The organism is Marinilactibacillus sp. 15R, assembly GCF_001895285.1.
Lineage (GTDB): Bacteria > Bacillota > Bacilli > Lactobacillales > Carnobacteriaceae_A > Marinilactibacillus > Marinilactibacillus piezotolerans.
This window is the reverse complement of record NZ_CP017761.1, coordinates 944,301-968,418: the sequence shown is the minus strand read 5'-3', so window position 1 is coordinate 968,418 and position 24,118 is coordinate 944,301. Positions and strand designations below refer to the sequence as shown.

Here is a 24,118-nt window from a genome sequence, read left to right as displayed (position 1 = left end):
ACTATCGGTTTCCACTATATTATATACAAAATTCACAAATAAAACTAGTCAAATCTAGAGAAAATGGATTGAAATCGGTTTTACGGTTTCAATCCATTATTTTTTTTAATTTAATTAGACTTTCTTCCATTTTCTCATAATAATACCATTTATTTATTAAGGTGATTTTGTAAGGATTTCGCAACAAATGCAGCAAAAAGTGGTTGTGGGCGATCGGGTCTAGAAATAAATTCTGGATGGAACTGACAACCTACGAAAAATGGATGATCAGTAATCTCAACAATCTCTACTAACCGGTTATCTGGAGATACCCCTGAGAAGACAAGACCGTTAGATTCAAGAATTTCTCTATATTCATTGTTAAATTCATAACGATGTCTGTGACGTTCTTGAACCACTTCCTGGTTTCCGTAAGCTTCAGCTGTTACTGTGTTTTTTTCTAGCTTACATGGATAAAGTCCTAACCTTAGTGTCCCGCCCATCTCTACAACATCTTTTTGATCTGGCATCAAGTCAATAATGTTGTGTTCAATATCTGGATCAACTTCCGCAGATCCTGCGCCTTCGATTTTCGCAACATTTCGAGCATATTCTATTGTAGCTAGCTGCATACCTAAACAAATTCCAAAATAAGGCACTTTATTTTCTCTAGCATATTGAATTGCTAATAATTTTCCTTCAAGTCCTCTAGAACCAAATCCTCCAGGTACCAAAATACCATCAACATCTTGAAGTTTACTCATCAATTCAGAAGGAGCTAATTTTTCTGCATTAATCCATTTGATTTCAATATCGGAATCTACTGCGTAGCCAGCATGTTTCAATGCTTCCACAACTGACAAATAAGCATCTGGAAGTTCAACGTATTTTCCTACGATAGCGATTTTAGTTGAGTATTTTAAGTTTTGAACTTTTTCTTCTAATTTTTTCCACTCTGTCATATCTGCTTCTGGAACATCCAGCTTCAAATGATCTACTACAATCTGATCCATATGCTGTTTTTGTAGATTCAAAGGAATAGTGTATAACGTTTCTACATCTAATGATTCTATGACCGCTTTAGGATCAACGTCGGTAAATAAAGCTAATTTATCTTTTGTATATTGATCTAATGGGTATTCAGTTCTAACAATCAGTAAATTAGGCTGAATTCCTAAACTACGCAGTTCTTTAACACTATGTTGAGTAGGTTTAGTCTTCATTTCCCCAGCTGCTTTCAGATAAGGAATCAGTGTTGTATGGATATACATTACATTATCAGAACCTACTTCACTCTTCATCTGACGAAGAGCTTCAAGAAACGGGAGAGATTCGATATCTCCAACTGTACCACCAACTTCAGTGATGATAACATCTGAATCTGTAGTCTGGGCTGCACGCATGATTTTCTGTTTGATTTCATTTGTGATGTGTGGAATAACTTGGACAGTTGCACCTAGATAATCTCCACGTCTTTCTTTATTCAAGACTTCTGAATAAACTTTTCCTGTCGTTACATTAGAATACTGGTTTAGATTAATATCGATAAAACGCTCATAATGACCTAGATCTAGGTCTGTTTCTGCACCATCATCAGTTACAAACACCTCTCCGTGCTGATAAGGACTCATTGTTCCAGGATCCACGTTGATATAAGGATCGAATTTCTGAATCGTTACTTTCAAACCTCTGTTTTTCAATAAACGTCCAAGTGATGCTGCTGCAATTCCTTTACCGATTGAAGAAACTACGCCACCTGTTACAAAAATATATTTTGTCATTAAAAATCCTCCTGTTATAGCATTATAGAAAGCTGAACGCACCGGCCAGCCCCGAAAAGAAAAATAAAATCTCATAGGAAACGTCGGCTTCCCTAGCGCTCGTCGACACGACGCAAAACAAAGCGGTAAAGTTGTCTCCCTTTGGTCGAACGACTCTGTCACCTACATTGTTTTGAACAGCCATATCAATGCATTCCTCGCAATTGCTCTAGCCGTTTGAACGTAGTGATTTACGGGTAGTACGAAGCAAATACATCGAGCGCGTAAGCCGTTATCTTTCTCTCGAGGGGGTGGCACGTGAAGCTAGATATTTTATTAATAGGTAGGTTGGGAAAAATAGAAAACTCCCTATTCTTTAGTAGAATAGGGAGCTTGATATATATGTGTTCCGCTCTGCCCTATAAAGTTGGTCCAACTGAACTTTTCTTAAAAAGTTTATAGCCCAACCTCTTAGGGTGCCCAATAAATATAATATAGACTTCCTTGTTGTTCGTCAAGGTTTATTTTCTTGAATTCACATCCATTCAATGTGAATCCAATTGCATTATTGAGTGTTTACTCGTCTTCTTCCTCATCATCACCTAGAACATCATCGTCATCGACTACTGTGAGTCCTACGATATTCTCATCTTCTTCGTCTTCTTCGTCTTCATCGCCTAGGTCTTCCAAATCTTCTTTGTATTCTCCAAGGTCTTCTTCATCTTCATCATCTACCATCACGCCGTGCTCATCAACAGCTACACGTTCTCCGTAGTCGACTCCGTCTTCCTCTTCTTCGTCATCTAATTCTTCGACATCCACATCATCAAATCCTTGACGATCTTTACGGCGAGGTTTTTCATCTTCTTCATCATTGTCATGCGTGATTTCTTCATCAATCGAATCAATTGGATACCACCCACGCAGTCCCCAACGATTAGACCCCAAAGAAATAAAGCGTCCGTCAATATTTAAGTCAGTGTAAAATTGGATCATTTCAGTTTCTAATTCATTATCACTTAACTCTAGATATTCAGCTACTTGTACTAATAAATCATTATAGTTTGTTACTTCTCCAGTTTGTTCTAATATAGCATGTGCTACATCTACCATCGCTAATTCTTTTTTTGATTGTCCATCGAATTGTTTGAGTTCCAAAACCCACACGACCTTTCTGATCTATACTCCTATTCAATCATACCACTTATTCATTCATGACGACCGAAAATTATTACCTGAATTTGGTCCAAGTAATTTTATGGCATCTAATTTATACTACCTTATCACGTTGTAAAACGCAATCTAATTTGATAAGAACCTAAAACTTCTCCATTAAAATGTAGTTTATAATTAACAGCGATTCTTCCAGCAAACGGGCGATCATAGTAGCTAATCTTAAGATTCTGCGTTTCAATATGAATCGGCATAATCCCCATAGGTGTTTTATATTGTGTTTCTGTTATTTGATCACTACTGAATGTTAACCGTGTTTTATTTTCTCCTCTACGGATCAAGTTAACTACTCCGTCGGGATTAATTTTTACTGTAACAGGTACTGCGGGCTCATTTGGGTAATTTTCTTCATATCTAATATAATAGCTATTGTTCATATAAATGACACGCCCTTGTTCTTCAAAGACATGATGATGAGTTTCTTCATTTTGAACATAAGAAGTTTCCATAATAACTTCTGCCGGCATACCATTCGTTAATTTTTTTGAAGGCACAGATGAATCTCCTTTCAATATTTCTGATTTCATATGCAATTAAACCATTCATTTTATACGTTTTAGTTTATCATAAAATTACTAGAACGTCTCTTACTTCCTTTTCTTTATTGTAATGTAGGCAAAAAAATGATTCTTTGTTATACTGAACATATAGAAAACAAAGATTATTGAAAGAAGATTTGACATGACTTTACTAAACGAAATTCCTATTCCTACTCAAGGACCTTTTTTACTATATGATTCAAATTCAGCGCCCTTTTCATTGACATCATTATCGCCTTTTGCACTGACAGATGCTTTCATTGAATATTCTGTCACTGTAAAACAACCAATTCTTCACTTTTGGTCCACAGATCCACTAGTCCTGTTAGGCATGATGGATACAAAATTACCATTTTTCGAACCCGCTTTATCTGTTCTAAGCGATGCTCAGTATGATTATATTGTTAGAAATTCTGGCGGATTAGCTGTGGTAAGTGATCCTGGGGTCCTCAACCTATCTCTCATTTTTCCTGAAGAAGAGCACCGTATATCTATTGACGAAGGATACCGTCGGATGCATTACTTGATTGAGCAAACTTTCAAAGACTACGGAAAAACAATTAATGCTATTGAGATAGCTGATTCTTATTGTCCGGGTGAATATGATTTGAGTGTTGATGGTAGAAAGATAGCCGGAATCGCTCAACGACGCATCAAAGGCGGAATCGCTATTATGATCTATCTCAGTGTTAATGGAGATCAAGCTAAGCGCGGGGAATTGATTCGAAAATTTTATCAAAAAGGATTAGCTGGAACAAAAACAAAATGGAACTTTCCAACCGTTAATCCAAGTTCTATGACAACTTTAGAAGAAGCTTTCGCTGCTCCCTTCACAATTTCGCAAGTCAAACACAATATTACTTTAGCCTTGCAGAAAATGAATAATGCACAGTTGAGTGCTGGAATATATACCGAATTGATACAACAAAGTTATTTTCTAGGAATAGAAAAAATGAAAAAACGTAACGAAAAAATATTATGAGAGAAAATCAATATGAAGACAATAAACTTTGCTGAATAATAGAGAGGAGTTGTCTGCCTGTCGTACCAGCATGCTAAGACTTTCTATAAACAATGAGGCTAGCAGCGACAGCAGAATGATATGAGTGCAGATAGATTTGAACGAATCGACCGATTGCCTTTTGAGAAAGTTTTCAAAGATCCTGTACATGACTATATCCATGTTAGACATAGGATTATACTTGATCTGATCGACACTAAAGAATTTCAGCGATTACGCCGTATCAAGCAATTAGGCACCGCTCAATTTACGTTCCACGGTGCTGAGCATTCTCGCTTTTCTCACTCACTTGGAGTATACGAAATTACTCGTAAAATCGTGGATATGTTCGAACGTAATTACCCTGATGAATGGGACCCGAGTATGCGTTTGGTCACTTTGTGCGCTGCTTTGTTACATGACTTAGGACACGGCCCTTTTTCACATACTTTCGAAAAAATCATTGGTTCTGATCACGAAAAGTTTACAACAGATATCATTTTGTCTGAAGAAACAGAGATTCATGAAGTTTTAAGTCGCGTTTCTCCTGACTTTCCGAATCAAGTAGCTAGTGTGATCACTAAAGAACACGAAAATCCCCAAGTTGTCCAATTGATTTCCAGCCAAATAGACGCTGACCGAATGGATTATTTACAGCGTGATGCTTTTTTTACTGGAGCAACATATGGTGCTTTTGACTTATCCAGAATATTGCGAGTGATCCGCCCTTATAAACATGGAATTGCATTTCAGTATCAGGGAATGCATGCTGTAGAGGATTATATCGTCAGCCGTTTCCAGATGTATATGCAGGTCTATTTTCATCCAGCTTCTCGAGGAATGGAAGTGACTTTAGATCGGTTGCTTTACCGGGCCAAGTCCTTATATCAAGAAGAAAATCTGTATCCTCATTTTACTCTTTTAGATCCGTTTTTTAAAGATAAGTATACAATTGAAGACTATCTTAGATTAGACGATAGCGTCTTACAAACTGCGATCAATTTATGGACGACTAGTGATGATGCTTATCTAAGTGAACTTTCAACAATGTTCTTAAATCGAAGGCCATTTAAATCCGTTGCTTACGAAAAAGGACAAGATGAATCCATCGTTGAAAAACTACGTGATATCGTGGGTAATCTGAAGTATGACAAAGAACTCTTTACTCGAATCAATAGTAGTTCAGATTTACCTTATGATTACAAATTAAAGAGTAAAACACCTATCCATCTAATGTATGCAGACGGGACACTAATCGAATTAAGCGAAGCAAGCCCTATTGTAAAATCTCTTAGCGGAAATCTACATGGAGACCATCGTTTATATGTCCCGAAAGAATTTCTTGAAGACAATCAGAAAAATAAAGAAGTCAGTATGTTCCAGGAAGACTATGATGAATTCCAGAAATATATCATAAATGATCGAATCAAAAATCCAAATAAAAACTAGAAGTGGAGACTGAATAACGCATGAAAATTGAGTTAATCGCAATAGATATGGATGGTACCCTTTTAAATCCAGAACGAAAAGTAACTGATGAAGTCAAAAAAGCCATTCATGAAGCAAAAGAAGCTGGTATAAAAATTGTTTTATGTACCGGGCGTCCTTATCCCGGGGTAATTCCTTATTTAGAAGAACTGGATCTCAAAAATTCTGGCGACTTTGTCATTACCTACAATGGTGCTCTTGTTCAAAAGACAGATACAGAAGAAATTATCTCACACCATACAATGAGTCATGGAGATTACCTAATTATTGAAGAAGCAGCCAGAGAAAACGGCGTGCACTTTCACGCTATTCGAAATGATGGTATCTATACTCCAAATAAAGATATCGGAAAATATTCTGTACTAGAGTCTTTTATTAACGAAGTTCCTTTATTCTATAGTGCTCCCGAAGATATGGACAAAGAAATCGCCTATAATAAAATGATGATAATCGATGAAGAAGATCTTCTTGAAGCAGCTATCGCCAACCTTTCAAAAGATTTATGGGAACAATATACGATTTTACGAAGTGAGCCATTCTTCTTAGAATTTCTGAATAAAAAAGCTAATAAAGGAATCGCGCTCGAAGATTTAGCAAATAGCTTAAACATTCCACGAGAACGAGTTATGTCTATCGGTGACGGCGGAAATGATGTTCATATGATTGAATACGCTGGAACAGGTGTAGCAATGGGGAATGCAAGAGATGTCTTGAAAGATGTAGCAGATGTCTTCACAACTTCGAATGCTGAAAATGGTGTTGCAAAAGCCATTCGTGATTACGCTCTATAATTCCGGAAAATATAAACTGTCTTCTATTATTTAGAAGGCAGTTTTTTTGTAAACGTATTGTTTTTCGCTTCAGATAATGAGTGTTATACTTTTTATAGATTAAAAATTAAAGGAGAGATTTAACATGGCAGACCAACCAGTTTACACAACTTCATCCGTCAATACGGGTGGACGAAGTGGAGAAAGTCATACTCCAGATCGTTCATATGAAGTTAACATCGATACCCCTACACAAATGGGTGGAAAAGGTAATGGTACCAACCCTGAGCAACTCTTTGCACTAGGTTACAGCGCTTGTTATCACTCTGCACTAGATCACTACAAACGTGAAGAAAAAATCAAAAACAAGTCTCAAGTAACATTAACCGTTCATTTACTCAAAGACCCTAGTGATGGTGGATTCAAGCTTGGTGTAGAAATCGAAGTTGGAATCGAAGACATGAGTGAATCTGAAGTTGAAGAATTAGCGAAAAAAGCACACCAATACTGCCCATATTCTAAAGCTACAATGGGAAATATCGATGTATCAGTCAGTGCAGTACCTTATGTAGAAGGTAAATAATCTTATAGATTGACTAAGACTAGGTAAAAAATTGCCTAGTCTTTTTTTGTTGTAAACTATTTTTCTTGACTAAAGGAATCTACGTTTCTATAATTAAAAGGAACTTATATTCCCTAAAGGAGCAATCACTATGATCCAGAGAATGGATTATACTCATGAACCAAGACGCAACATACTATGTATTGATGTAAAATCTTTTTTTGCTTCCGTTGAAGCAGTTGAACGTAACCAGCATCCACTTGAAGCTTATATTGCAGTAGTCAGCAAACCTGAAAACAATGGCGGACTGGTACTTGCTTCGTCTCCTATGGTTAAACAAACTTATGGCATCAAAACTGGATCTCGGGTTTTTGATATTCCAATACACTCCAAAATTCAGATTGTTGAACCTAGAATGGCTTTTTATTTAGAAAAAAATATTGAAATCCTTAATATTTTCAAACAATTCGTCACAAATGATGATCTATTAGTCTACAGTATTGACGAATCTTTTTTAGACATTACTCACTCTCATAGCCTTTTTGGAACAGCTGAAGAAATTGCAAAAAAAATTCAGTATTTAATCTGGAAAAAAATGAATTTAGTCGTAACTGTAGGAATTGGAGATAATCCCTTACTAGCAAAACTTGCCTTGGATCATGAAGCAAAACATAATAAAACAAAAAATTTCATCGCACACTGGCATTATGAAACTGTTGAGGATACAGTTTGGAAAGTCCATCCTATGTCTGAATTCTGGGGAATCGGCTCTAGAACCGAAGCTCGTTTGCTGCGAATGGGTATCTCTTCTATTTATGAATTATCACAGTTTGATGTTCGTGTATTGAAGAAAAAAATTGGTATAATCGGTGAACAGCTTTTTTATCATGCTCACGGCATTGACCGAACTCGTTTATCAGAAACTTTTGTACCTAAATCAACTTCTTATAGTAAGAATCAGATATTGAATCGGGACTATCTTGATAAACATGAAATAGAGATTGTCATCAGAGAGATGGCTGAAGAAAATGCTATGAGACTACGTCGACATTGTGTAACTACGAGTCTAGTAAAATTGACATTAGGCTATTCCAAGTATGTTGAAGATAAAGGCTTTAGTCATCAGATGTTAGTGGAAGCAACCGATTCTTCCCGAGAATTGATTACTTCTTTGATCTTGTTATTTGAACGTTACTATACTTATCAGCCTGTACGAATCATCAATGTCACTTACGGTGATATAAGACCAAAACAGGCTTTACAGTTAAACTTATTTGAACAACCGCAGAATTCAATTCATCGAGAAGAATTGGATAAGACAATTGATCATATCCGTCAAAGATATGGCTACACTTCCCTATTGCATGCTAGCAGCTTGGTTCGTGGTGGAATGGCACTACAACGAGCAAAGTTATTAGGCGGACATCGTTCAGGTATTCAGAAATAAAATCCTCAAAAAAAATTGCGCTTAGTTTGAAACCAGCGAAGCAATCGCTTTTCAAATTAAGCACAATTTCATTTTATTTATTATTTTTTAGCTGTTGAATATTTCTGGTATACACTTCTCAACTGTTTATTGTTCACTAAAAACCAAATCGTCAAAATACGCACAACTATAGTGACTGCATTTTGAATAAGTCGAGGCGGCAGAATAACAGCTATCGGATTTTCTGTAATAATCGAAATCCATAGTGTGTTTAGAGTAAGGTTAATAAATATTGCTATAAATGCTTCTACAGCTACCACTCTCCACAAATGAATTTCTTTTTTATGAAGAAAAATGCCATAAGCTACTCCGCCTAATAAAGCTGAAAGCGTAAATCCAGGAAAGAATCCCCCGGCTCCCCCGCCAACCATAAAAGCTAAAATATCTGCTAAAGCAGCTGATATTCCGGCAATAAACGGTCCAAATAATATCCCGATCAAAGCAATCGGTAAATAAGAAAAAGTAATTCTTACAATTGGTGTACTGACTCCGACTCTACTTAACGCTAAGTTCATTGCAATAAGCACACCCACTATGGCTAATTCTCTTGTTCCTATTTTCCAGTTTGATCGATTATTTTTCTTTTCATATAAATTATTATTCTGATTATTTGTCATTCGAAGATCTCCTTTAATTTTAATTGCGTACCGTATGAATAAGATACAGTTTTCGTCTGCTGATTATTTCAAGTCAGACAAAATCCAATTAAAGAGTCCTCGCTAAAAAACTACTATAGCTTTCAAGCGGATGCAGAGAGGAGTCGCAAAACACAATTGCTTTTTCGTCTGAGGGCAACATCCCATCCACTCAGCACTTAACGCTCGCCTCTTACTCTTTTGTATTCTAGTTTATACGTAAGGTCAGGTTATATTCAGCTATTCTACTTACTTTGTTCAGTTGAAACTGTTGAGAAAATGCCCCTTTCTGTAATTAAATAATTTACTGGTACATCATGTGTCTCTACTGGAATTGTTGTTACTATCTGATCTGAATGCAGCAGTGACAGTGTAGGATTAGGATAATCCATTAAAAAACGATCATAGTATCCTCCACCAAATCCTATTCTATATCCTTTTTCTGTAAATGCAACACCTGGAACTAGCATTAATTCGATATGATCTTTACGGATTTGTTTTGTTTGTTCAACAATTGGTTCCCTAATATCAAAATATCCCACTTTGACTTGACTAAACTGTTCAATTTGATAGAAATTCAATTCTCTAGAAGCATGTATAGATTTAGGAACACCTACTTTTTTACCTTCTTGCCATGCCCTTTTTATAATGGGTGTCGTATCCCACTCAAATCCTTTAGAAAGCGTCACACCAATCACTTGCGCCTGTTTCCATAGTACTGAGGAAAACAAAGTTGTATAAAGTGTTTGTTCGATTGACTTTTTCTTGGTCTCTGAAAAAGACTTTAGAGTTAAAATAACTTCATTACGAATTTTTTCTTTTTCTATCATATGATCTGCCTTTCTACTGATTTTTCTGTTCTGTCACTAATGTCCAGGCAGCTTGGACGACTTGTTCTGCAAGTACAGCTGTCGTTATCGTACCTACTCCACCAGGAACTGGAGTAATTGCAGCCGCTTTTTGCTCGACTTTATCATACTGAACATCTCCATAGATTTTACCATCCATTTCTCCATACCCGACGTCTATAACAATAGCTCCATCTTTGATATGGTCAGGCGTTACTAAGTGAATTGCTCCCGTTGCAGATATAACAATATCCGCTTGCCTTGTGTACATTTTCAAATCTTTAGTATGTACGTGACAATTAGATACAGTGGCTTCTGCATTCAGCAACAGCATCGACAGAGGCTTCCCCACCACTGGACTGCTTCCTATTACACAAACATCCGCTCCTTTTAATTCTATATCATAATAATCCAGTAATTCCATGACTGCTCTTGGTGTACTTGGCCATAGTCCGCTAAGATTATTTTCCACTAATTTCCCAAGATTAGTTGGTGTTAATCCATCTATGTCTTTTTCTGGATTAATACGCTCAGCTATATCATTTCTAGAAATACCTTCCGGAAGAGGCTGCATGACAAGAATACCGTGTATGTTTTTGTCTTCATTCAATCTATCAATAACAGAGAGAATATCCTCATATACTGAGTCTGCTGCAAAAGTAAGAGAAGATACTTCGATTCCAACTTGATGCATTGCTTTGATTGCAGCGGATTCATAGGCTATTGAAGAAGAATCCTCTCCTATTCGTACGATTGCTAACGCAGGCAGGCATTGAATAGATTTCAAATCTTCTACCACTTGCTGTGTCTGTTTATTAAGCTTTTCTGCTACTGCTTTTCCTTTTAACACTTTTACCATTACTGCACTCCTCTTTAATCTAACGCTGGCCACTTTTTATGCACAAGATAATATTTAGTATCTGCATAGATTTGATCTGCTTTTGTTTCCCCTTGAACAAGATAAGCATTTCCCAGCCCTTCTAACTCTATTTTAATTTGTTCATTTTTTATGAAATCAGTATTGACTAGTACATTCAGGTAAGCGGATTGTAACGTTGTTTTAGCAAACAAAACACCTACCGCAATATCGTTAACTATTGATCCTTTGATATCTATTCGTCTAAGTTCTTTGTACAAGTCGATCAACTTCAATGTTTCTTTCATCATTTCCAGCGGCGGTTGTGTCGCTCCCTTTAATCCTGACTCAATTGCTTCTTGACGATTTCTGATTTGCTCATCTGTTTCTTTGGGCAGTTTGTAAGCCTTGGAGACCGGTTCAAAGGCTACCGCATCTTCTTCACTTAATGCTTCAAATCGAGTACGTATTTTTTTCGTTTCTTTGGTAATTCTTTCTAAATCATTTTTATACTCTTTGAAATTTTTTTTATCCTTTTGAATATCCGAGATCATATGACCTAATGCTGAGCTCATTGCTCCGATTATGGCTGTTGCACTACCTCCGCCAGGCATGCCTTCTTTTGACTGCAATTGATTAAGATAAGCAGATATTGATTGCTCTATCATATTAAATGTCCTCTCTTTACTAAAATAGTCCCGTTATTTTTCCTTCCTCGGTAATATCTATTTGTTCAGCAGCTGGTTTTTCCGGCAATCCGGGCATACGCATGATATTCCCTGTTAAAACCACTATAAATCCTGCTCCTGCAGAAATTGACAGTTCTCTAATATTTACCTCGAAGTCTTTTGGCCGCCCAATTTTTGTTGCCTGATCTGATAAAGAGTACTGTGTTTTAGCCATACACACTGGAAGATTTCCGTAGCCTAATGCTGTCAGTTTGTCAGCGGTTTTTCTAGCTTTACTTGTCCATTCAGTACCTGATCCTCCATAAACCTTCTGAACGATTTTTTCAATTTTTTCTTCAATCGTATCATTCAAGTCATAAGCAAAGCTCAATTGAGAAGGCTGGTCACAAACTTTCACAACTTCTTCAGCTAGTGCTATCCCTCCTTCACTTCCTTTGGCCCAAACATCAGACTGGATAACTAATATATTTTTCTTAAAACAAGTATCTTTAAGAAGTTTCAGCTCCTGCTCTGTATCTTTTGGAAAAGTATTAATTGCAACAACTGCGTTTTGTCCAAAAACAGTTTGAATATTCTCAACGTGTTTAAGTAAATTAGGTATTCCTTTTTCTAATGCTTCTATATTTTCTTCGTTCAAATCACTTTTTGCAGCACCGCCATGCATTTTGAGCGCTCTAACTGTCGTCACAATTACCACAGCATTCGGCTCCAGTCCACCCATTCGACACTTGATATCCAAAAACTTTTCAGCGCCCAGATCAGCACCAAATCCTGCTTCTGTTACGACGTAGTCTGCGTGTGCCAATGCTGTTTTTGTAGCTAATAAACTGTTACATCCATGAGCAATATTGGCAAAGGGACCGCCATGAATAAATACCGGGGTGTGCTCTAACGTCTGAACTAGATTCGGTTTTAATGCATCTTTTAAAAGTGCTGCTACTGCACCTTCAGCTTTAAGATCTCCAATTGAAACAGGATCATTATCGAATGTATAACCTACTATACAGTTGCGAAGCTTCTGCTTCATTTCACCAATTGAATTGGATAAACAAAGAACAGCCATAATCTCTGATGCCACGGTAATATCAAATCCATCTTCTCTAGGCATCCCATTAGCATGTGCTCCGATTCCGCTAATCAGTGAGCGTAATTGACGATCATTCATATCGATTGCCCTTCTCCAAGTAACTCGTCTAGGATCTATCCTTAGTGAGTTACCTTGGTAAATATGGTTATCAACCATCGCTGCTACCAAATTATTCGCGGCCCCGATAGCATGAATATCTCCTGTGAAATGTAAGTTCAGATCTTCCATCGGCACAACTTGTGCATATCCACCGCCAGCTGCTCCGCCTTTTAATCCAAAAACGGGACCTAAAGAGGGTTCTCTTAATGCTAGCGCTGCTTTTTTTCCAATCTTTTGCAAGGCATCTCCTAGCCCGACAGAAGTAGTTGTCTTTCCTTCACCTGCTGGAGTTGGATTGATCGCTGTAACCAAGATTAGTTTCCCTTTTTCTTTTGATTTGATTGCTTCTGCAGTTGTGATTACTTTTGCTTTATATTTCCCAAAGTGTTCTAACTTATTTTCCATGATCCCTAATTTCTCAGCAATTTTTTCAATCGGCATCATTGTTGAAGCTTGTGCAATTTCGATATCAGTTTCCATCTATTCCCCTCCGGTTATAAAGCGAATGAAATGTTAGAATAAACATTTATAGTTCGCTTTATTAAGATTTATATAGATTTTAAACAGCTAAAAACAGTATACCACACTCATAATCGAACGAAATTAAAAATATAAATTCTCTTAGAAACTCATAATTCTCTATATTTTCAGTATTTTTTAAAACTTATTTATTTTTTCTGCATTTTATCAATCGACTTTTTTTCTTTTATTTCGTAAAATGAAATTAGTTAGTACAAAAGGAGGACATACCTTGAAAATTTTAGATAGAGCCGCTTTAACTATTCTGATATTAGGAGGCATACATTTACTACTTATAGGGCTGATTGGATTCAACGTTGTAGAATACGTATTAGGCAGCCCAGAAGAATGGGGCACTCGCATCATTTATATCATTATTGGACTAAGTTCCTTATGGTGCTTCAAGTACTTCTCTTTTACCCCTAGAGGTGGAAGCAGACTGAAAGACAGGTAACATTACAAATGATTTGAAGTAAAACAGGATCTGTATAAATACAAATAAAAAGTCGAGTTACTATATTTTTTTATAATAACTCGCTTTTTTTATTTGCACTCATCTACACTCTAGTCTTTACAAGACTATCCAAATTATTAAAAATGCTATCACAACTCACAATTCCGTTTATTGATACAAAATAATCCCCGCTATGATCAATAATATGCCTGCGACTAATGCAACTACGCCACCAAATACTGATATAGTTAAATACCACGTTAAGTATTTTCCTTCTTTATTTTCTGACGCAGAGCGGTTCTTATTCAGCTTTTTAGGAAATTTGAGTGATATCCCTCCATAGACTGCCAGAATCACGCCAATTATAATTAATAAGCTCATCTTATTTCCTTCCTTGGAAGCTCCCCTATCTTTTTCATATTCATTAAAAAGGCAATTCTTCCCTGTCTTTTCCGCGATAGAAATCTCGCCATTCATAGAACCCAGCATCTAATCCTCTTAGTAAAACTTCTGCTGTCCCAACATTCGTAGCTAATGGGATTTCATACACATCGCTCAATCTGAGCAAAGCAGAAATATCTGGTTCATGAGCTTGAGCAGTTAGCGGATCTCTTATAAACAGAACAAGATCCATCTTATTATCTGATATATAGGCTCCTATTTGCTGGTCTCCCCCGAGTGGCCCTGATTTAAAACAATGAACATTCAGTCCCGTTTCGTCAGCGATTCGTTTGCCTGTTGTACCTGTTGCAAATAGTTCGTGTTTTTCTAAAATAGTTTTATACGCTGTTGCCAGTTTTATGATATCGTCTTTCTTTTTATCGTGGGCGATCAAAGCAATTTTCAATATGATTCACTCCTGTATTTTAAAAATTGTTATCTGATATAGTATTTTCTTTATAATAACATAACTGGCAGGACTGATTATATAGAAACGGTATGACATCTATAAGCATAAGATTTGCTCGTGCCCTTGACGCGCGCTACACTATGGATAGATAAAACAAGGAGGAATTTAAAAATGAGTAAAAAAATAGCAACTGTCATAACTAAATTATTTGAAGATGTAGAATTCACTTCCCCTAAAGAAGAATTAGAAAAAGCAGGACACGAGGTCGTCACTATCGGTTTTAATGCTGGCGAAACAGTTGAAGGTAAAAAGGGGAAAGCTTCCGTAACGATTGACAAAAGCATTGACGATGTCTCACCAGAAGATTTTGATGCTTTACTGATTCCGGGTGGATTTTCTCCCGATCAATTAAGAAAAGATGAACGATTTTTAAATTTCACTCGCTCCTTTGCAAATGACAAAAAGCCTATCTTTTCAATTTGCCATGGTCCACAATTATTGATCAACGCAGAAGTTGTAAAAGGAAAAGATATTACTTCAGTATCTCAAGTAGCGATTGACCTTAAAAATGCCGGTGCTAACTTCCATGATAAAGAAGTAGTCATCGACGATTCAGGTTTGATTTCAAGTCGTACACCAGATGATCTGCCTGCTTTTAATGAAGCTATGGTTAATGCATTACAATAATTACGACTAACTGAGTAAATTATTATTTTTTAATGCTAAAAGCTTAATAGTTTCTAAGGATAAACTAGTCTTTTATTGGTAGAATAGTTTTAGTGTAAAAATTAAAAAACACTTTTCTTTTCTCCCCCTAATATTGAATATATAAAGTGGCCCCCCACTTTATTTGATTCTTTTGAAAAGAAATTTATTCTATAAAAGCTGAACTTTCTTTCTCCCCTGATCGAATTGTATACAAGCTTGTTATAGAGACATAGAAGACTAGAGAAGTCTTATCCCCTAAATCGTCTTTCCTCAGTGGAAAGGCGATTTTTTTATTTGAATATATAATCCTAATATTTACTACTTTTTCATTTCTTCATCATATCTTCTTCAAATTTAGACTCTATACTATGTTTATACCCACAAACAACCAACTTATTTTTTGATTTTGTTACTCCTCCAAGTTTCAAGATCATCTCCTTTTTAACCACCTACATATGTAGGTGGCTTTTTTTACTACAATAACCTTCTTCCTCTATCTTTCAAAACCTTATCCACCCAAAGTTTATTCACTTATTTTTATACAAAAAGTATTCTACTCAAATAATAGACTTTTCTTACTTTTCCTAATTAATTGTGGCAAAGATATCCTATATCTCTATATAATAAGTTGTGTTTGAATGTTCCATAATATCTAGTTTTGAAAGATAGGTAACGTAATTAATCATGATTCGATTTAAAAGAATCACTAAGCAGCTTACTGATCTTGACGAGCCCATACGCACCACCAATCTGGTCAATTTGACTATTCAGGATAATGAATTATTTGGTGTAATCGGAAAAAGCAAGGTTGAAAAGTCAACACTTTTAAGATTTATCAAAGCTTTAGAGACACCAGATAGTAGAAATGTCCTCGTTAATGAAAAAGAAGTGAATCGATTGTCAAAAAAATACTGCGCCAATATCAGAAAAAATCGGTATAGTTTTTCAACAGTTTAACTTGTTCAGCAATAAAACTATTCAATGAAATATTGAATCACCCTTAAATTTACACACATATGAACAGCCACTATCCTTTGAAGAAGTTTTAGATTTTGTTGGACTATCCGATCAAAAGAATCAGTATCCGTCTCAGTTAAGCGATGGATAGAAACAACGCGTTGGAATCGCACGTGCTTTGATGATTTTAGATCATTTCCGAATTAATCACTTTTGATTATTGCACCTACTTTGTACCACCTGCAATACTCAACTTTAGCAGTTGATATCGAGGAAACACTGAATCAGTGGTTCAGTTCTATTCCGAAATATTTGTTCAAGTCCATTACATTCGACTGTCGTAAAGAGTTCTCAAACTGGAAGGCAATCAGTAATCAACATGATGTGGCCATTTATTTTGCAGATCCAGGTACACCTTCTCAAAGAGCCTTGAATGAACAGTCTAATGGATTACTGCGAAGAAACGGTTTGCCTAAAGAAATGGATTTTAATCAAATCGATCAGAATTTCGTATCTGCAGTAGCGGACAAGCGCAATCGAGTTACTAGAAAATCATTGAAGTATCAAGCGCCATTAGAAGTATTTTTGAGTTACGTTGATGGAATCCGTTTGTCTAGCTTATATTGACAATTGAAATATAATAAAGAAACAACCAACAATTTAAATTGTTGGCTATATTTAGCCATAAAAACCGCCCCCTATACATTAGATTTTTGGTCTAATATATGGGGGCGGTTCATTTTTCCGTTGTCTCTTCTTTAAATTAATTATGCCTGGTCATTAAACATATCATTAGTATAAGTAATTATTGCAGCAATCATTCCTTCCGCTCCAACAGCCGGAGAAGCAATAACAAAATTTATTATTAATAAAAGTGCTAATAATAAGCCTATACTCGTTGCCGGGGCTTGTAATCGCTCAACTTGTTCTTCCGTTACGTTAGGGAGATCAGGAAATTGTGGTTTTATGATAAAACTAATTCTAACTGCTAAATTAATTGTTCTTAATTTTAAACTACTAAAAACTTTGGGGAGTAAACTAGTTTGAATCATATCTTTAAAAATCTTATCTAAACAAAATAGTTTTGAATGTAATATTCAAATGCAATATTCGGGTTAGTCGTTTCCGCCCCAGATAAAAAATCTGTATAATTATCAAAACTAAGAATTTTACCTTTATTCAACAAGTGAATCATACAATCCCAATTTTGTATATCTTCTAAAATATGTGTAGAGATAATAACGGTTTTTTTTCTATCTTCCATTTTCACTAATTTGTTCAGGTCTTGCATGATTTGTTGTCGAGAAATAGGATCTACACCACTTGTAGGTTCATCAAGTAAAAAGAGTTCCTTATCTAAGTGAGATAATAGAAAAATCAACAGCCATCTTCTCTCACCCAAAGACATGACACCCACCTTTTTGTCTTGTAGACTTTCATACAATTCTCTATGATGAAGGCTCAATTGCGTAAAATCAATCGCCTGGTATCCCGTAGAGGTCCCAAAAATAAAAGTTTCAACATCTCTTCCCGTCAAGACACCAAATAAATTTGCAGATTGCGTTTGGTAAATAATTTGTCTTTTATCTGGTATATCTTGGATTTCTCCAGATTGCAATTTTAAATTGTCTAATCCTGTTAGTAAATCAAATAAAGTAGTCTTTCCTGCACCATTGTAACCAATCAATATATTTGGTTTTTCTGTTGTAAAAGTCACATCAAGATTTTCAAATAAGAAGTTTTCCATATTTTTGTGTTTAAAGGCAATATTTTTTAATGTAATTTTTCTCATACTCATTCCCTTTCTAATTGCGATTATTTACACCGCTGACTCGAATCTTTTTCAAAAACAGACCACCTAAGGCAGAATAAAGAAGAAGCAAAGCAAGAGCAGCAAGCAGCCAGCTTGAAGGGATAGGTTTATCTAAAATAAGATTGTTGAGGATTACGCCAATTTGAGTAACAAAATCCGTCGGCAATAATCCATATAAAAATTCTATCACAATGCTATCGGTAGCTCTTCGCATGGCAGAAATCGTTACTGCAAGGAAGAAGAATAAATTGGCTATTGTTCCTAATGTGCTGCTCCTAATAGGCAAAACATCTAAAAAGAACAGAAATAATGTTACAGGTATGATCGAAATAATATAAGTTAGTACTACAGATAAAGTAATATAAAATATGTTTGATAAAGAAAAGAACGAAAGAGTGATGCTAAACAGAATAGCGCAGACCAATCCTAAGAAAAACTCGCTTAGAGATAAGCCCGTTATAACTAAACTTTTATTTCCACCAGAAATCATTGTATAGGTCTTTAACGAACCTCTCTCTCTAAAATCAGCTATCTGCAAAGCAATTCCATTTAATGCAATGCCCACAACTATATAAGAGACATATGGTAGTGATGCATTCAAAATTTTCTCTAAAGGTGACTGAAATGTGAGCCAAGAATAATTAGTAAAAATAAATAGAACTACTGGTAAAATAGCCGTATACAAAAAAGGTATCTTTTCAAAAAAGATCACTTTATTAAATGTTTTAAAATAAGTAAAAATAATTTTCATTAATGCACCTCATACTATGGAAATGGTATAGGAATACCTTTATTTGGAAACTCTTTTATATTTAGCATTTTACTAATTTTATAATTTTCAGGTTTTAGTATTGCAGTATTCATGTGGGGAAATGCATCGTAGGAAAATACTTTTGTAATTCTGATATTAGCATTTGTTACTTGTGAAGGTATGGAAATTAAATACGCTTCTATCCCGAAAAAATTGATTATATTAATTAGATTATCTATATTATCCTTTTGTACCTCATTAAATGGTATATTTTGTACAGGACTCTTTTTTAAAAAAACGTATGCTTTTTTAAAGTTATCAACACCAATATTCATATAGTAATCTTTATAGATATCAACTGCTTTTTTATTCAAATTATTATAACTTGCAATTGCTGCATCAAAGCATTGATAAAATTCATTAAGTGCGCTCCTGTACGCTTCTTTAAAAGAGGTGCTAGTTCCTATTCCTACACTATAGATTTGATCACTATAACCTATTAAAAACAAAACATATATACCAGGAAAAATTGAAATATCAAAGCATTCAAATGTAGAAAAATGATTTTCCAACATCTCATTTTTACCATGAAAAAGATTGTTCACTTCATTTATATTGTATTGAACATTCGTTTTTTTAGTCAACCATGTAGCAATAAATGATTGTCTTTCTATGAATTCTTTTACGCTATTTATCAACGTATTCTCTGAATCTGTATAAGAAGCTAGACCACAAGAATCTTGAAATGATTTCTCATAATTTTTAAGGCCCGGCAAATCAAAATTTAAATATATTCTAGCTGGATCAATATACGTTAATGATTCACTAGTAAGAGATATGGCTGGAATTTTATTAATAGTTTTTTCTTTATTATAGAAAACACTATGGCGTTCAATTTGTTCGCCTAAACCTGCATAAATAGTTCCTAATTTAGAATCAGAACAAGAATTTCCGGTACCATTACTGAGAGCGTCAAGAAGTTTGTGTAAATAAAAAGTTCCTTCTGTAAAAAACTTATCTTTCTTCTAGTTCTCCAAACATTTCCCAAAGTTCTGCTTCAGCTTGTTGGAAACCGCGGTGGCTTCGAGTTAAAAATTTCTGATTGTACAGATCAAAATTTGAGACTAAAAAGCGATCCATAGATTCTTCATTTTGAAATTGTTCTTTACGCCGACTGTATTTTTTAATTTGTTTGTTAAAAGACTCAATCAAATTAGTGGAGTACAAGCTTCTTCGGATTGAAGCGGGAAAGTCATAAAAGGTCAGTAAGCTATCGTTCTCTAAAATAGATTTGGTTACTCTAGGGTAGCGGGTGTGCCACTTCTCTGTGAAATCTAGTCGAGCTTCGATTGCTTTTTCTCGTGAGTCCGCTTGGTAAACAGCTTTAAAGTCTTCGCATATGTCTCTTCGATCTGCTACGCGTACTTTACTGGCAAGATTGCGAGAAACATGCACACAACAGTGTTGATACGCTGCACTGGGAAATACTTGATGAATGGTATCTTTAATCCCTTTAAGCCCATCAGTCACAAAGAGGAGAGCGGACTGAACGCCTCGACTTACTAAGTCTTCTAGTAGCTCTTTCCAAGTTATGGTCGATTCATTCGGTGCGATGGCATAACCCAGTACTTCTTTAGCGCCGTCTGGACGGATGCCTACGGCAATATGAATGGCTTCTTTATCGACGGTTTTACGTTTTAAAGGAATATAGGTTGCGTCCAGATAAATAGCGGCATAGTGCTTATTTAGTGAACGCTTTTTAAAAGCAGCGACTTCTTCAGAAAAGACTTTCGTCATATTGGACATCGTCTGTGGCGTATAATGATGACCATACATTTTCTCAATTAGATCGGCAATTTCGGACATCGTGATCCCCTTTCGAAAAAGATGGATAATCGTTTCTTCCAAGGTCTCATTGGTTCGCTTATAGGCTGGGAAAGTCTGTTGTTTAAATTCACCATTCCGATCACGTGGAATCTGAAGCTGAAGTTCGCCGTATTCGATTTTGACCTTACGATCATAGGTGCCATTACGAGAGTTTCCTGAATGGAAACCGATCCGATCATATTTTTCATAATCCAAAAAGGCAGTCAATTCTGTTTTTAAGAGGGTGTTAACGGCTAATTCTAGATGAGAACGAAAACATTCGTTTAAATCACCTTTTGTGGCTAGAGTCTGTAAGATATCTGTAGTAAGATTGTTCATAGGGAAGTCCTCTTTTCTGTGAATGTAGTGTGGTAACTCTATTCTACAGAAGGGACTTCCTTTTTTCTATTTACACAAGATATTTTACACTCTCTTCTTATCCTCCTCTTGTTATTTGTTAATAAAAATATTAATATAGATTTTAATTACTAAACAAAAATTGTCATATTATATAATTCTAAACAAAGAAGGTATGTTAATGGATCATTTAGGAAGTACTTTTCGAATTCTTCGAAAAGAAAGAGGATACACATTGAAGACAATGTCTCAAGATATCATATCTTACTCCTACCTTAGTAAATTTGAAAAAGATGAATCAGACATTAGCATGTATAATTTTATACAATTAATTGAGCGCTTGAATATGACTACAGACGAATTCCTCTTTTATAACAATATTCATACAAGAAAATATCAGGATTTATTTTATAAAATTTCTACGGCATATGGGAAAAATGATTATTTAGAGCTTCAGCGGTATATGCAAGAGGAAAAATTTTTATATGAAGAAACTGGAATTATTTATCGTAGATGTAACTCTATTATGATTGCAGCAATCATTCAAGATATTCATAAAGATTTTTCGATTTCTCAAAGCGATGTTGACTTCTTAGTAGATTACATTATGAAATGTTCTTTTTGGACTACTTATGAAGTTAGTTTATTAGGAAATACTCTTACTTTTTTTACAGAAGATTCCTTACTCATACTGATGAATGAAGTACATAAAAGGTTGAATGAATATAAAGTCTCCCATAAAAATACAAGAGATTTAATTAGAATTATACAAAATGCTTGTATTGTTCTTTTAAGAAAGCAAAAAATTAAAGAAGCGCATGATTTATTGCTTTCCACAGAACCTTATCTAAAATTTGACTATTATTTTGAAAAAACTCGGAAACTTTTTATAGATGCATTACTGCTTATTGGCGAGGGCAAAAGAACGGAAGGCACTAAAAAGGCTGAGCAGACAATTGAAGTTATGAAGGTTATGGATATGAATCTTGCACAAGACTACCAGAAAGAATTGAGAAACTTTTTGAAAAGATTGTAGAGAACTGTTACGTGGTTCAAGACAACTGAGTATCATTTTATATGTGAAAAAGATGATCAACAAACTATTCGGTTTGACCATATTTTTTTACTGCTTATCATTGTCTTTTAACATATATCTCCACCAGAATAATGATAAAAAACACTCTGCAAATAATAAACCAGTAATAAAGTTAATTCACCATTTACGTACAGCAACTTCCAAAAGAAAACAACAGCTATAAAAATCATAACGATGATCGTAAAATTTATAAAAAATTTATATTGCTAGCTCTGCCTCCTATTCTTTATTCCCATACTAACATAGACTACAGTGATTAGTGATAAGTTGTCATTTTATACGATTTAATGAAAAAAACAGCCGATTCTTTCGGCTGTTTCCTTATAATCGTTTAAGAAATTGTATTTTTCACAATTTTTCCATCTTTGATAACAAGTTGAATATTATTATTATCCGCAAGGCTCGCAATGTCTTTTAATGGATTTTCTTTAACGACTACAATGTCAGCCAGTTTTCCCACTTCTAACGTTCCGACTTTATCTTCCCAGCCTAAACATTCTGCTGCTGTTTTAGTTGTGGCAACAATGGATTCCATTGGTGTCATTCCGGCTTCTGTCATCAACGCGAGTTCTCTTAAATTCGTTCCATGCGGCATAACGCCTGCATCAGTTCCCATAGCAATTTTCACACCTGCTTTATATGCTTTTGTGAAGCTCGCTTTATGAATTTCAATAACCTCTTTTGATTTTTGAACAGCCGAGTCTGGCATGCCTGTCTCTTTAGCCAACTCCAACACTGCAACTGGTGCGAGTAGTGTCGGTACTAAGTAAGTACCATGCTCTTTCATTAACTCAATTGCTTCATCGTCTAAGAAGATCCCATGCTCAATAGAGTGGATGCCTGCTTTGACTGCTTGTTTAATCCCTTCTGCACCTTGTGCATGTGCCATGACTTTAACATCTTTTCGGAATTTTGCTTCTTCTACGATGACTTTCAACTCTTCTAATGAAAACTGAGTGAATTCCGGGTGATCAGTTGCGCTCAAAACGCCACCTGTTGCATGAACTTTGATGACTTCTGCTCCCGCTCTTAACATTTCTCTCGTTCTCTTTCTAACTTCTTCAATGCCATCTGCTTTCCCATCGGGCATACCAGGGTAATCAGCTTGAAGCAGTTCGACTGTTTGTCCAGAAGTTGTATATCCGTCTCCATGGCCACCTGTAATTGTTAAGGCATTAATACTGAGTTGCATTCGCGGTCCTTTGACAATTCCATCTTCAACAGCTTTCTTAACCCCTAAATCGGTACCTAAAGCATCACGGACAGAAGTAATCCCAGCATCTAAAGTTTTTTTCATGTATTCAATTGCTTGATAAAATTTGTAAGAAAATGGTGTTTCTAATCGATTTTGAACCGAAGAATATTCCATCATCATATGCACGTGAGTGTCAATAAATCCTGGAACAATCGTCGCCCCTTCTACATCAATAATTTCTTCCACTTCGTCGGTATAGTCTCCTTCATTCCCGACAAATACAATCAGGTCATTTTCGATTACAACGACTCCATTTTGTAAAGGAACTCCCCCATTTCCGTCGATTACCTGTCCTCTTTTTATCATGATTTTCGTCATACATTTTTCCTCCAAATCATCGAATTGCTTCCATTTTAACTCAATCATTTTGTAATTACTATGAAAAGATGAAAAATTGATGAAAGAATTATCATTTTAAACTTTTTTAAAGAAGAAGCTATTTTAAGCAAAATAAATGAAAA

Annotated in this window: 25 protein-coding genes, 1 pseudogene and 1 riboswitch; of the genes and pseudogenes, 10 read left to right on the top strand and 16 right to left on the bottom strand. The window is 35.5% G+C overall.

Annotated features, from left to right (window positions below):
• Positions 1-149 precede the first annotated feature (149 nt).
• The 3 genes from BKP56_RS04735 to BKP56_RS04725 form a co-directional block, all read right to left on the bottom strand.
• Positions 150-1,760, bottom strand: coding sequence for a CTP synthase (locus tag BKP56_RS04735; RefSeq protein WP_072693986.1), 1,611 nt, complete (start codon positions 1,758-1,760; stop codon positions 150-152).
• Positions 1,761-2,315: 555 nt separating this feature from the next.
• A complete protein-coding gene (gene rpoE / locus BKP56_RS04730) occupies positions 2,316-2,897 on the bottom strand; it encodes a DNA-directed RNA polymerase subunit delta (protein ID WP_072695990.1) in 582 nt (193 codons plus the stop codon).
• A 125-nt stretch (positions 2,898-3,022) separates the two neighbouring features.
• Entirely contained in the window at positions 3,023-3,466 is a 444-nt protein-coding gene (locus BKP56_RS04725; RefSeq protein WP_198033990.1) for a DUF1934 domain-containing protein, read from the bottom strand.
• A gap of 187 nt (positions 3,467-3,653) precedes the next feature.
• On the opposite strand from BKP56_RS04725, the gene BKP56_RS04720 reads away from it, so the two are divergent.
• The 5 genes from BKP56_RS04720 (at position 3,654) to BKP56_RS04700 (ending at position 8,778) form a co-directional block, all read left to right on the top strand.
• Complete coding sequence (locus tag BKP56_RS04720; protein WP_072693985.1) at positions 3,654-4,493, top strand: lipoate--protein ligase family protein; 840 nt, start codon at positions 3,654-3,656, stop codon at positions 4,491-4,493.
• A gap of 120 nt (positions 4,494-4,613) precedes the next feature.
• Positions 4,614-5,960 carry an HD domain-containing protein gene (locus tag BKP56_RS04715; protein WP_072693983.1) on the top strand — a complete coding sequence of 449 codons (1,347 nt, stop codon included), beginning with the start codon at positions 4,614-4,616 and terminating at the stop codon, positions 5,958-5,960.
• Positions 5,961-5,980: 20 nt separating this feature from the next.
• A complete protein-coding gene (gene yidA, locus BKP56_RS04710; RefSeq protein WP_072693981.1) occupies positions 5,981-6,790 on the top strand; it encodes a sugar-phosphatase in 810 nt (269 codons plus the stop codon).
• Between the two features lie 124 nt (positions 6,791-6,914).
• Positions 6,915-7,352, top strand: coding sequence for an organic hydroperoxide resistance protein (locus BKP56_RS04705; protein ID WP_072693980.1), 438 nt, complete (start codon positions 6,915-6,917; stop codon positions 7,350-7,352).
• Positions 7,353-7,482: 130 nt separating this feature from the next.
• Positions 7,483-8,778 (top strand): Y-family DNA polymerase, encoded by a 1,296-nt coding sequence (locus tag BKP56_RS04700; protein ID WP_083540473.1) that lies wholly within the window; start codon positions 7,483-7,485, stop codon positions 8,776-8,778.
• Between the two features lie 80 nt (positions 8,779-8,858).
• On the opposite strand, the gene BKP56_RS04695 is transcribed toward BKP56_RS04700, so the two are convergent.
• From BKP56_RS04695 to BKP56_RS04675, 5 genes are all read right to left on the bottom strand, one after another.
• A complete protein-coding gene (locus BKP56_RS04695; protein WP_083540472.1) occupies positions 8,859-9,434 on the bottom strand; it encodes a folate family ECF transporter S component in 576 nt (191 codons plus the stop codon).
• Positions 9,435-9,556: 122 nt separating this feature from the next.
• Positions 9,557-9,655: riboswitch (THF riboswitch) on the bottom strand.
• 42 nt (positions 9,656-9,697) lie between these two features.
• Positions 9,698-10,282 carry a 5-formyltetrahydrofolate cyclo-ligase gene (locus BKP56_RS04690; RefSeq protein ID WP_083540471.1) on the bottom strand — a complete coding sequence of 195 codons (585 nt, stop codon included), beginning with the start codon at positions 10,280-10,282 and terminating at the stop codon, positions 9,698-9,700.
• A gap of 13 nt (positions 10,283-10,295) precedes the next feature.
• Positions 10,296-11,159, bottom strand: a complete 864-nt coding sequence (locus BKP56_RS04685; RefSeq protein WP_072693978.1) for a bifunctional 5,10-methylenetetrahydrofolate dehydrogenase/5,10-methenyltetrahydrofolate cyclohydrolase — start codon at positions 11,157-11,159, stop codon at positions 10,296-10,298.
• Between the two features lie 14 nt (positions 11,160-11,173).
• On the bottom strand, positions 11,174-11,824 hold the full coding sequence (locus BKP56_RS04680) for a cyclodeaminase/cyclohydrolase family protein (RefSeq protein ID WP_072693976.1): 651 nt from the start codon (positions 11,822-11,824) through the stop codon (positions 11,174-11,176).
• A 19-nt stretch (positions 11,825-11,843) separates the two neighbouring features.
• Complete coding sequence (locus tag BKP56_RS04675) at positions 11,844-13,511, bottom strand: formate--tetrahydrofolate ligase (protein WP_072693975.1); 1,668 nt, start codon at positions 13,509-13,511, stop codon at positions 11,844-11,846.
• Positions 13,512-13,782: 271 nt separating this feature from the next.
• On the opposite strand from BKP56_RS04675, the gene BKP56_RS04670 reads away from it, so the two are divergent.
• The gene (locus tag BKP56_RS04670; protein WP_072693973.1) at positions 13,783-14,004 is read left to right on the top strand and encodes a DUF378 domain-containing protein; all 222 of its coding nucleotides are present in this window, start codon (positions 13,783-13,785) and stop codon (positions 14,002-14,004) included.
• 168 nt (positions 14,005-14,172) lie between these two features.
• Here BKP56_RS04670 and BKP56_RS04665 read toward each other — a convergent pair whose 3' ends face one another.
• Positions 14,173-14,385, bottom strand: coding sequence for a hypothetical protein (locus tag BKP56_RS04665; RefSeq protein ID WP_072693972.1), 213 nt, complete (start codon positions 14,383-14,385; stop codon positions 14,173-14,175).
• A gap of 43 nt (positions 14,386-14,428) precedes the next feature.
• Positions 14,429-14,851 (bottom strand): methylglyoxal synthase, encoded by a 423-nt coding sequence (gene mgsA, locus BKP56_RS04660; protein ID WP_072693970.1) that lies wholly within the window; start codon positions 14,849-14,851, stop codon positions 14,429-14,431.
• A gap of 174 nt (positions 14,852-15,025) precedes the next feature.
• On the opposite strand from mgsA, the gene BKP56_RS04655 reads away from it, so the two are divergent.
• The 3 genes and pseudogenes from BKP56_RS04655 to BKP56_RS04645 all read left to right on the top strand — a co-directional run.
• The gene (locus BKP56_RS04655; RefSeq protein WP_072693968.1) at positions 15,026-15,541 is read left to right on the top strand and encodes a type 1 glutamine amidotransferase domain-containing protein; all 516 of its coding nucleotides are present in this window, start codon (positions 15,026-15,028) and stop codon (positions 15,539-15,541) included.
• 705 nt (positions 15,542-16,246) lie between these two features.
• Positions 16,247-16,519: an ATP-binding cassette domain-containing protein gene (locus BKP56_RS04650; protein WP_072693966.1), complete on the top strand. Its 273-nt coding sequence runs from the start codon at positions 16,247-16,249 to the stop codon at positions 16,517-16,519.
• 258 nt (positions 16,520-16,777) lie between these two features.
• Positions 16,778-17,146: pseudogene (locus BKP56_RS04645) on the top strand (IS30 family transposase); the annotation flags it as partial.
• 140 nt (positions 17,147-17,286) lie between these two features.
• Here BKP56_RS04645 and BKP56_RS04640 read toward each other — a convergent pair.
• From BKP56_RS04640 to BKP56_RS04620, 5 genes are all read right to left on the bottom strand, one after another.
• Positions 17,287-17,571 (bottom strand): hypothetical protein, encoded by a 285-nt coding sequence (locus BKP56_RS04640; protein ID WP_072693964.1) that lies wholly within the window; start codon positions 17,569-17,571, stop codon positions 17,287-17,289.
• A 17-nt stretch (positions 17,572-17,588) separates the two neighbouring features.
• Positions 17,589-18,311 (bottom strand): ATP-binding cassette domain-containing protein, encoded by a 723-nt coding sequence (locus tag BKP56_RS04635; RefSeq protein ID WP_072693962.1) that lies wholly within the window; start codon positions 18,309-18,311, stop codon positions 17,589-17,591.
• Between the two features lie 13 nt (positions 18,312-18,324).
• Entirely contained in the window at positions 18,325-19,083 is a 759-nt protein-coding gene (locus BKP56_RS04630) for a hypothetical protein (RefSeq protein ID WP_072693960.1), read from the bottom strand.
• Between the two features lie 14 nt (positions 19,084-19,097).
• Positions 19,098-19,922, bottom strand: a complete 825-nt coding sequence (locus BKP56_RS04625) for a YcaO-like family protein (RefSeq protein WP_232226956.1) — start codon at positions 19,920-19,922, stop codon at positions 19,098-19,100.
• 175 nt (positions 19,923-20,097) lie between these two features.
• Entirely contained in the window at positions 20,098-21,288 is a 1,191-nt protein-coding gene (locus BKP56_RS04620; protein WP_072693956.1) for an IS256 family transposase, read from the bottom strand.
• 199 nt (positions 21,289-21,487) lie between these two features.
• On the opposite strand from BKP56_RS04620, the gene BKP56_RS04610 reads away from it, so the two are divergent.
• On the top strand, positions 21,488-22,342 hold the full coding sequence (locus BKP56_RS04610; RefSeq protein ID WP_072693954.1) for a helix-turn-helix domain-containing protein: 855 nt from the start codon (positions 21,488-21,490) through the stop codon (positions 22,340-22,342).
• 391 nt (positions 22,343-22,733) lie between these two features.
• Here BKP56_RS04610 and BKP56_RS04605 read toward each other — a convergent pair whose 3' ends face one another.
• A complete protein-coding gene (locus BKP56_RS04605; protein ID WP_072693952.1) occupies positions 22,734-23,975 on the bottom strand; it encodes a metal-dependent hydrolase family protein in 1,242 nt (413 codons plus the stop codon).
• Positions 23,976-24,118 lie beyond the last annotated feature (143 nt).

Bases quoted from the DNA above. Each gene is read 5' to 3' on its own strand.
- BKP56_RS04700 (WP_083540473.1), top strand. From the start codon at position 7,483: ATGATCCAGAGAATGGATTATACTCATGAACCAAGACGCAACATACTA.
- BKP56_RS04720 (WP_072693985.1), top strand. From the start codon at position 3,654: ATGACTTTACTAAACGAAATTCCTATTCCTACTCAAGGACCTTTTTTA.
- BKP56_RS04715 (WP_072693983.1), top strand. From the start codon at position 4,614: ATGAGTGCAGATAGATTTGAACGAATCGACCGATTGCCTTTTGAGAAA.
- BKP56_RS04665 (WP_072693972.1), bottom strand. From the start codon at position 14,385: ATGAGCTTATTAATTATAATTGGCGTGATTCTGGCAGTCTATGGAGGG.
- BKP56_RS04605 (WP_072693952.1), bottom strand. From the start codon at position 23,975: ATGACGAAAATCATGATAAAAAGAGGACAGGTAATCGACGGAAATGGG.
- BKP56_RS04685 (WP_072693978.1), bottom strand. From the start codon at position 11,159: ATGGTAAAAGTGTTAAAAGGAAAAGCAGTAGCAGAAAAGCTTAATAAA.
- BKP56_RS04610 (WP_072693954.1), top strand. From the start codon at position 21,488: ATGGATCATTTAGGAAGTACTTTTCGAATTCTTCGAAAAGAAAGAGGA.
- BKP56_RS04650 (WP_072693966.1), top strand. From the start codon at position 16,247: ATGATTCGATTTAAAAGAATCACTAAGCAGCTTACTGATCTTGACGAG.
- yidA (WP_072693981.1), top strand. From the start codon at position 5,981: ATGAAAATTGAGTTAATCGCAATAGATATGGATGGTACCCTTTTAAAT.
- BKP56_RS04680 (WP_072693976.1), bottom strand. From the start codon at position 11,824: ATGATAGAGCAATCAATATCTGCTTATCTTAATCAATTGCAGTCAAAA.
- BKP56_RS04705 (WP_072693980.1), top strand. From the start codon at position 6,915: ATGGCAGACCAACCAGTTTACACAACTTCATCCGTCAATACGGGTGGA.
- BKP56_RS04635 (WP_072693962.1), bottom strand. From the start codon at position 18,311: ATGAGAAAAATTACATTAAAAAATATTGCCTTTAAACACAAAAATATG.
- BKP56_RS04620 (WP_072693956.1), bottom strand. From the start codon at position 21,288: ATGAACAATCTTACTACAGATATCTTACAGACTCTAGCCACAAAAGGT.
- BKP56_RS04675 (WP_072693975.1), bottom strand. From the start codon at position 13,511: ATGGAAACTGATATCGAAATTGCACAAGCTTCAACAATGATGCCGATT.
- BKP56_RS04690 (WP_083540471.1), bottom strand. From the start codon at position 10,282: ATGATAGAAAAAGAAAAAATTCGTAATGAAGTTATTTTAACTCTAAAG.
- BKP56_RS04630 (WP_072693960.1), bottom strand. From the start codon at position 19,083: ATGAAAATTATTTTTACTTATTTTAAAACATTTAATAAAGTGATCTTT.
- BKP56_RS04695 (WP_083540472.1), bottom strand. From the start codon at position 9,434: ATGACAAATAATCAGAATAATAATTTATATGAAAAGAAAAATAATCGA.
- BKP56_RS04655 (WP_072693968.1), top strand. From the start codon at position 15,026: ATGAGTAAAAAAATAGCAACTGTCATAACTAAATTATTTGAAGATGTA.
- BKP56_RS04735 (WP_072693986.1), bottom strand. From the start codon at position 1,760: ATGACAAAATATATTTTTGTAACAGGTGGCGTAGTTTCTTCAATCGGT.
- BKP56_RS04640 (WP_072693964.1), bottom strand. From the start codon at position 17,571: ATGATTCAAACTAGTTTACTCCCCAAAGTTTTTAGTAGTTTAAAATTA.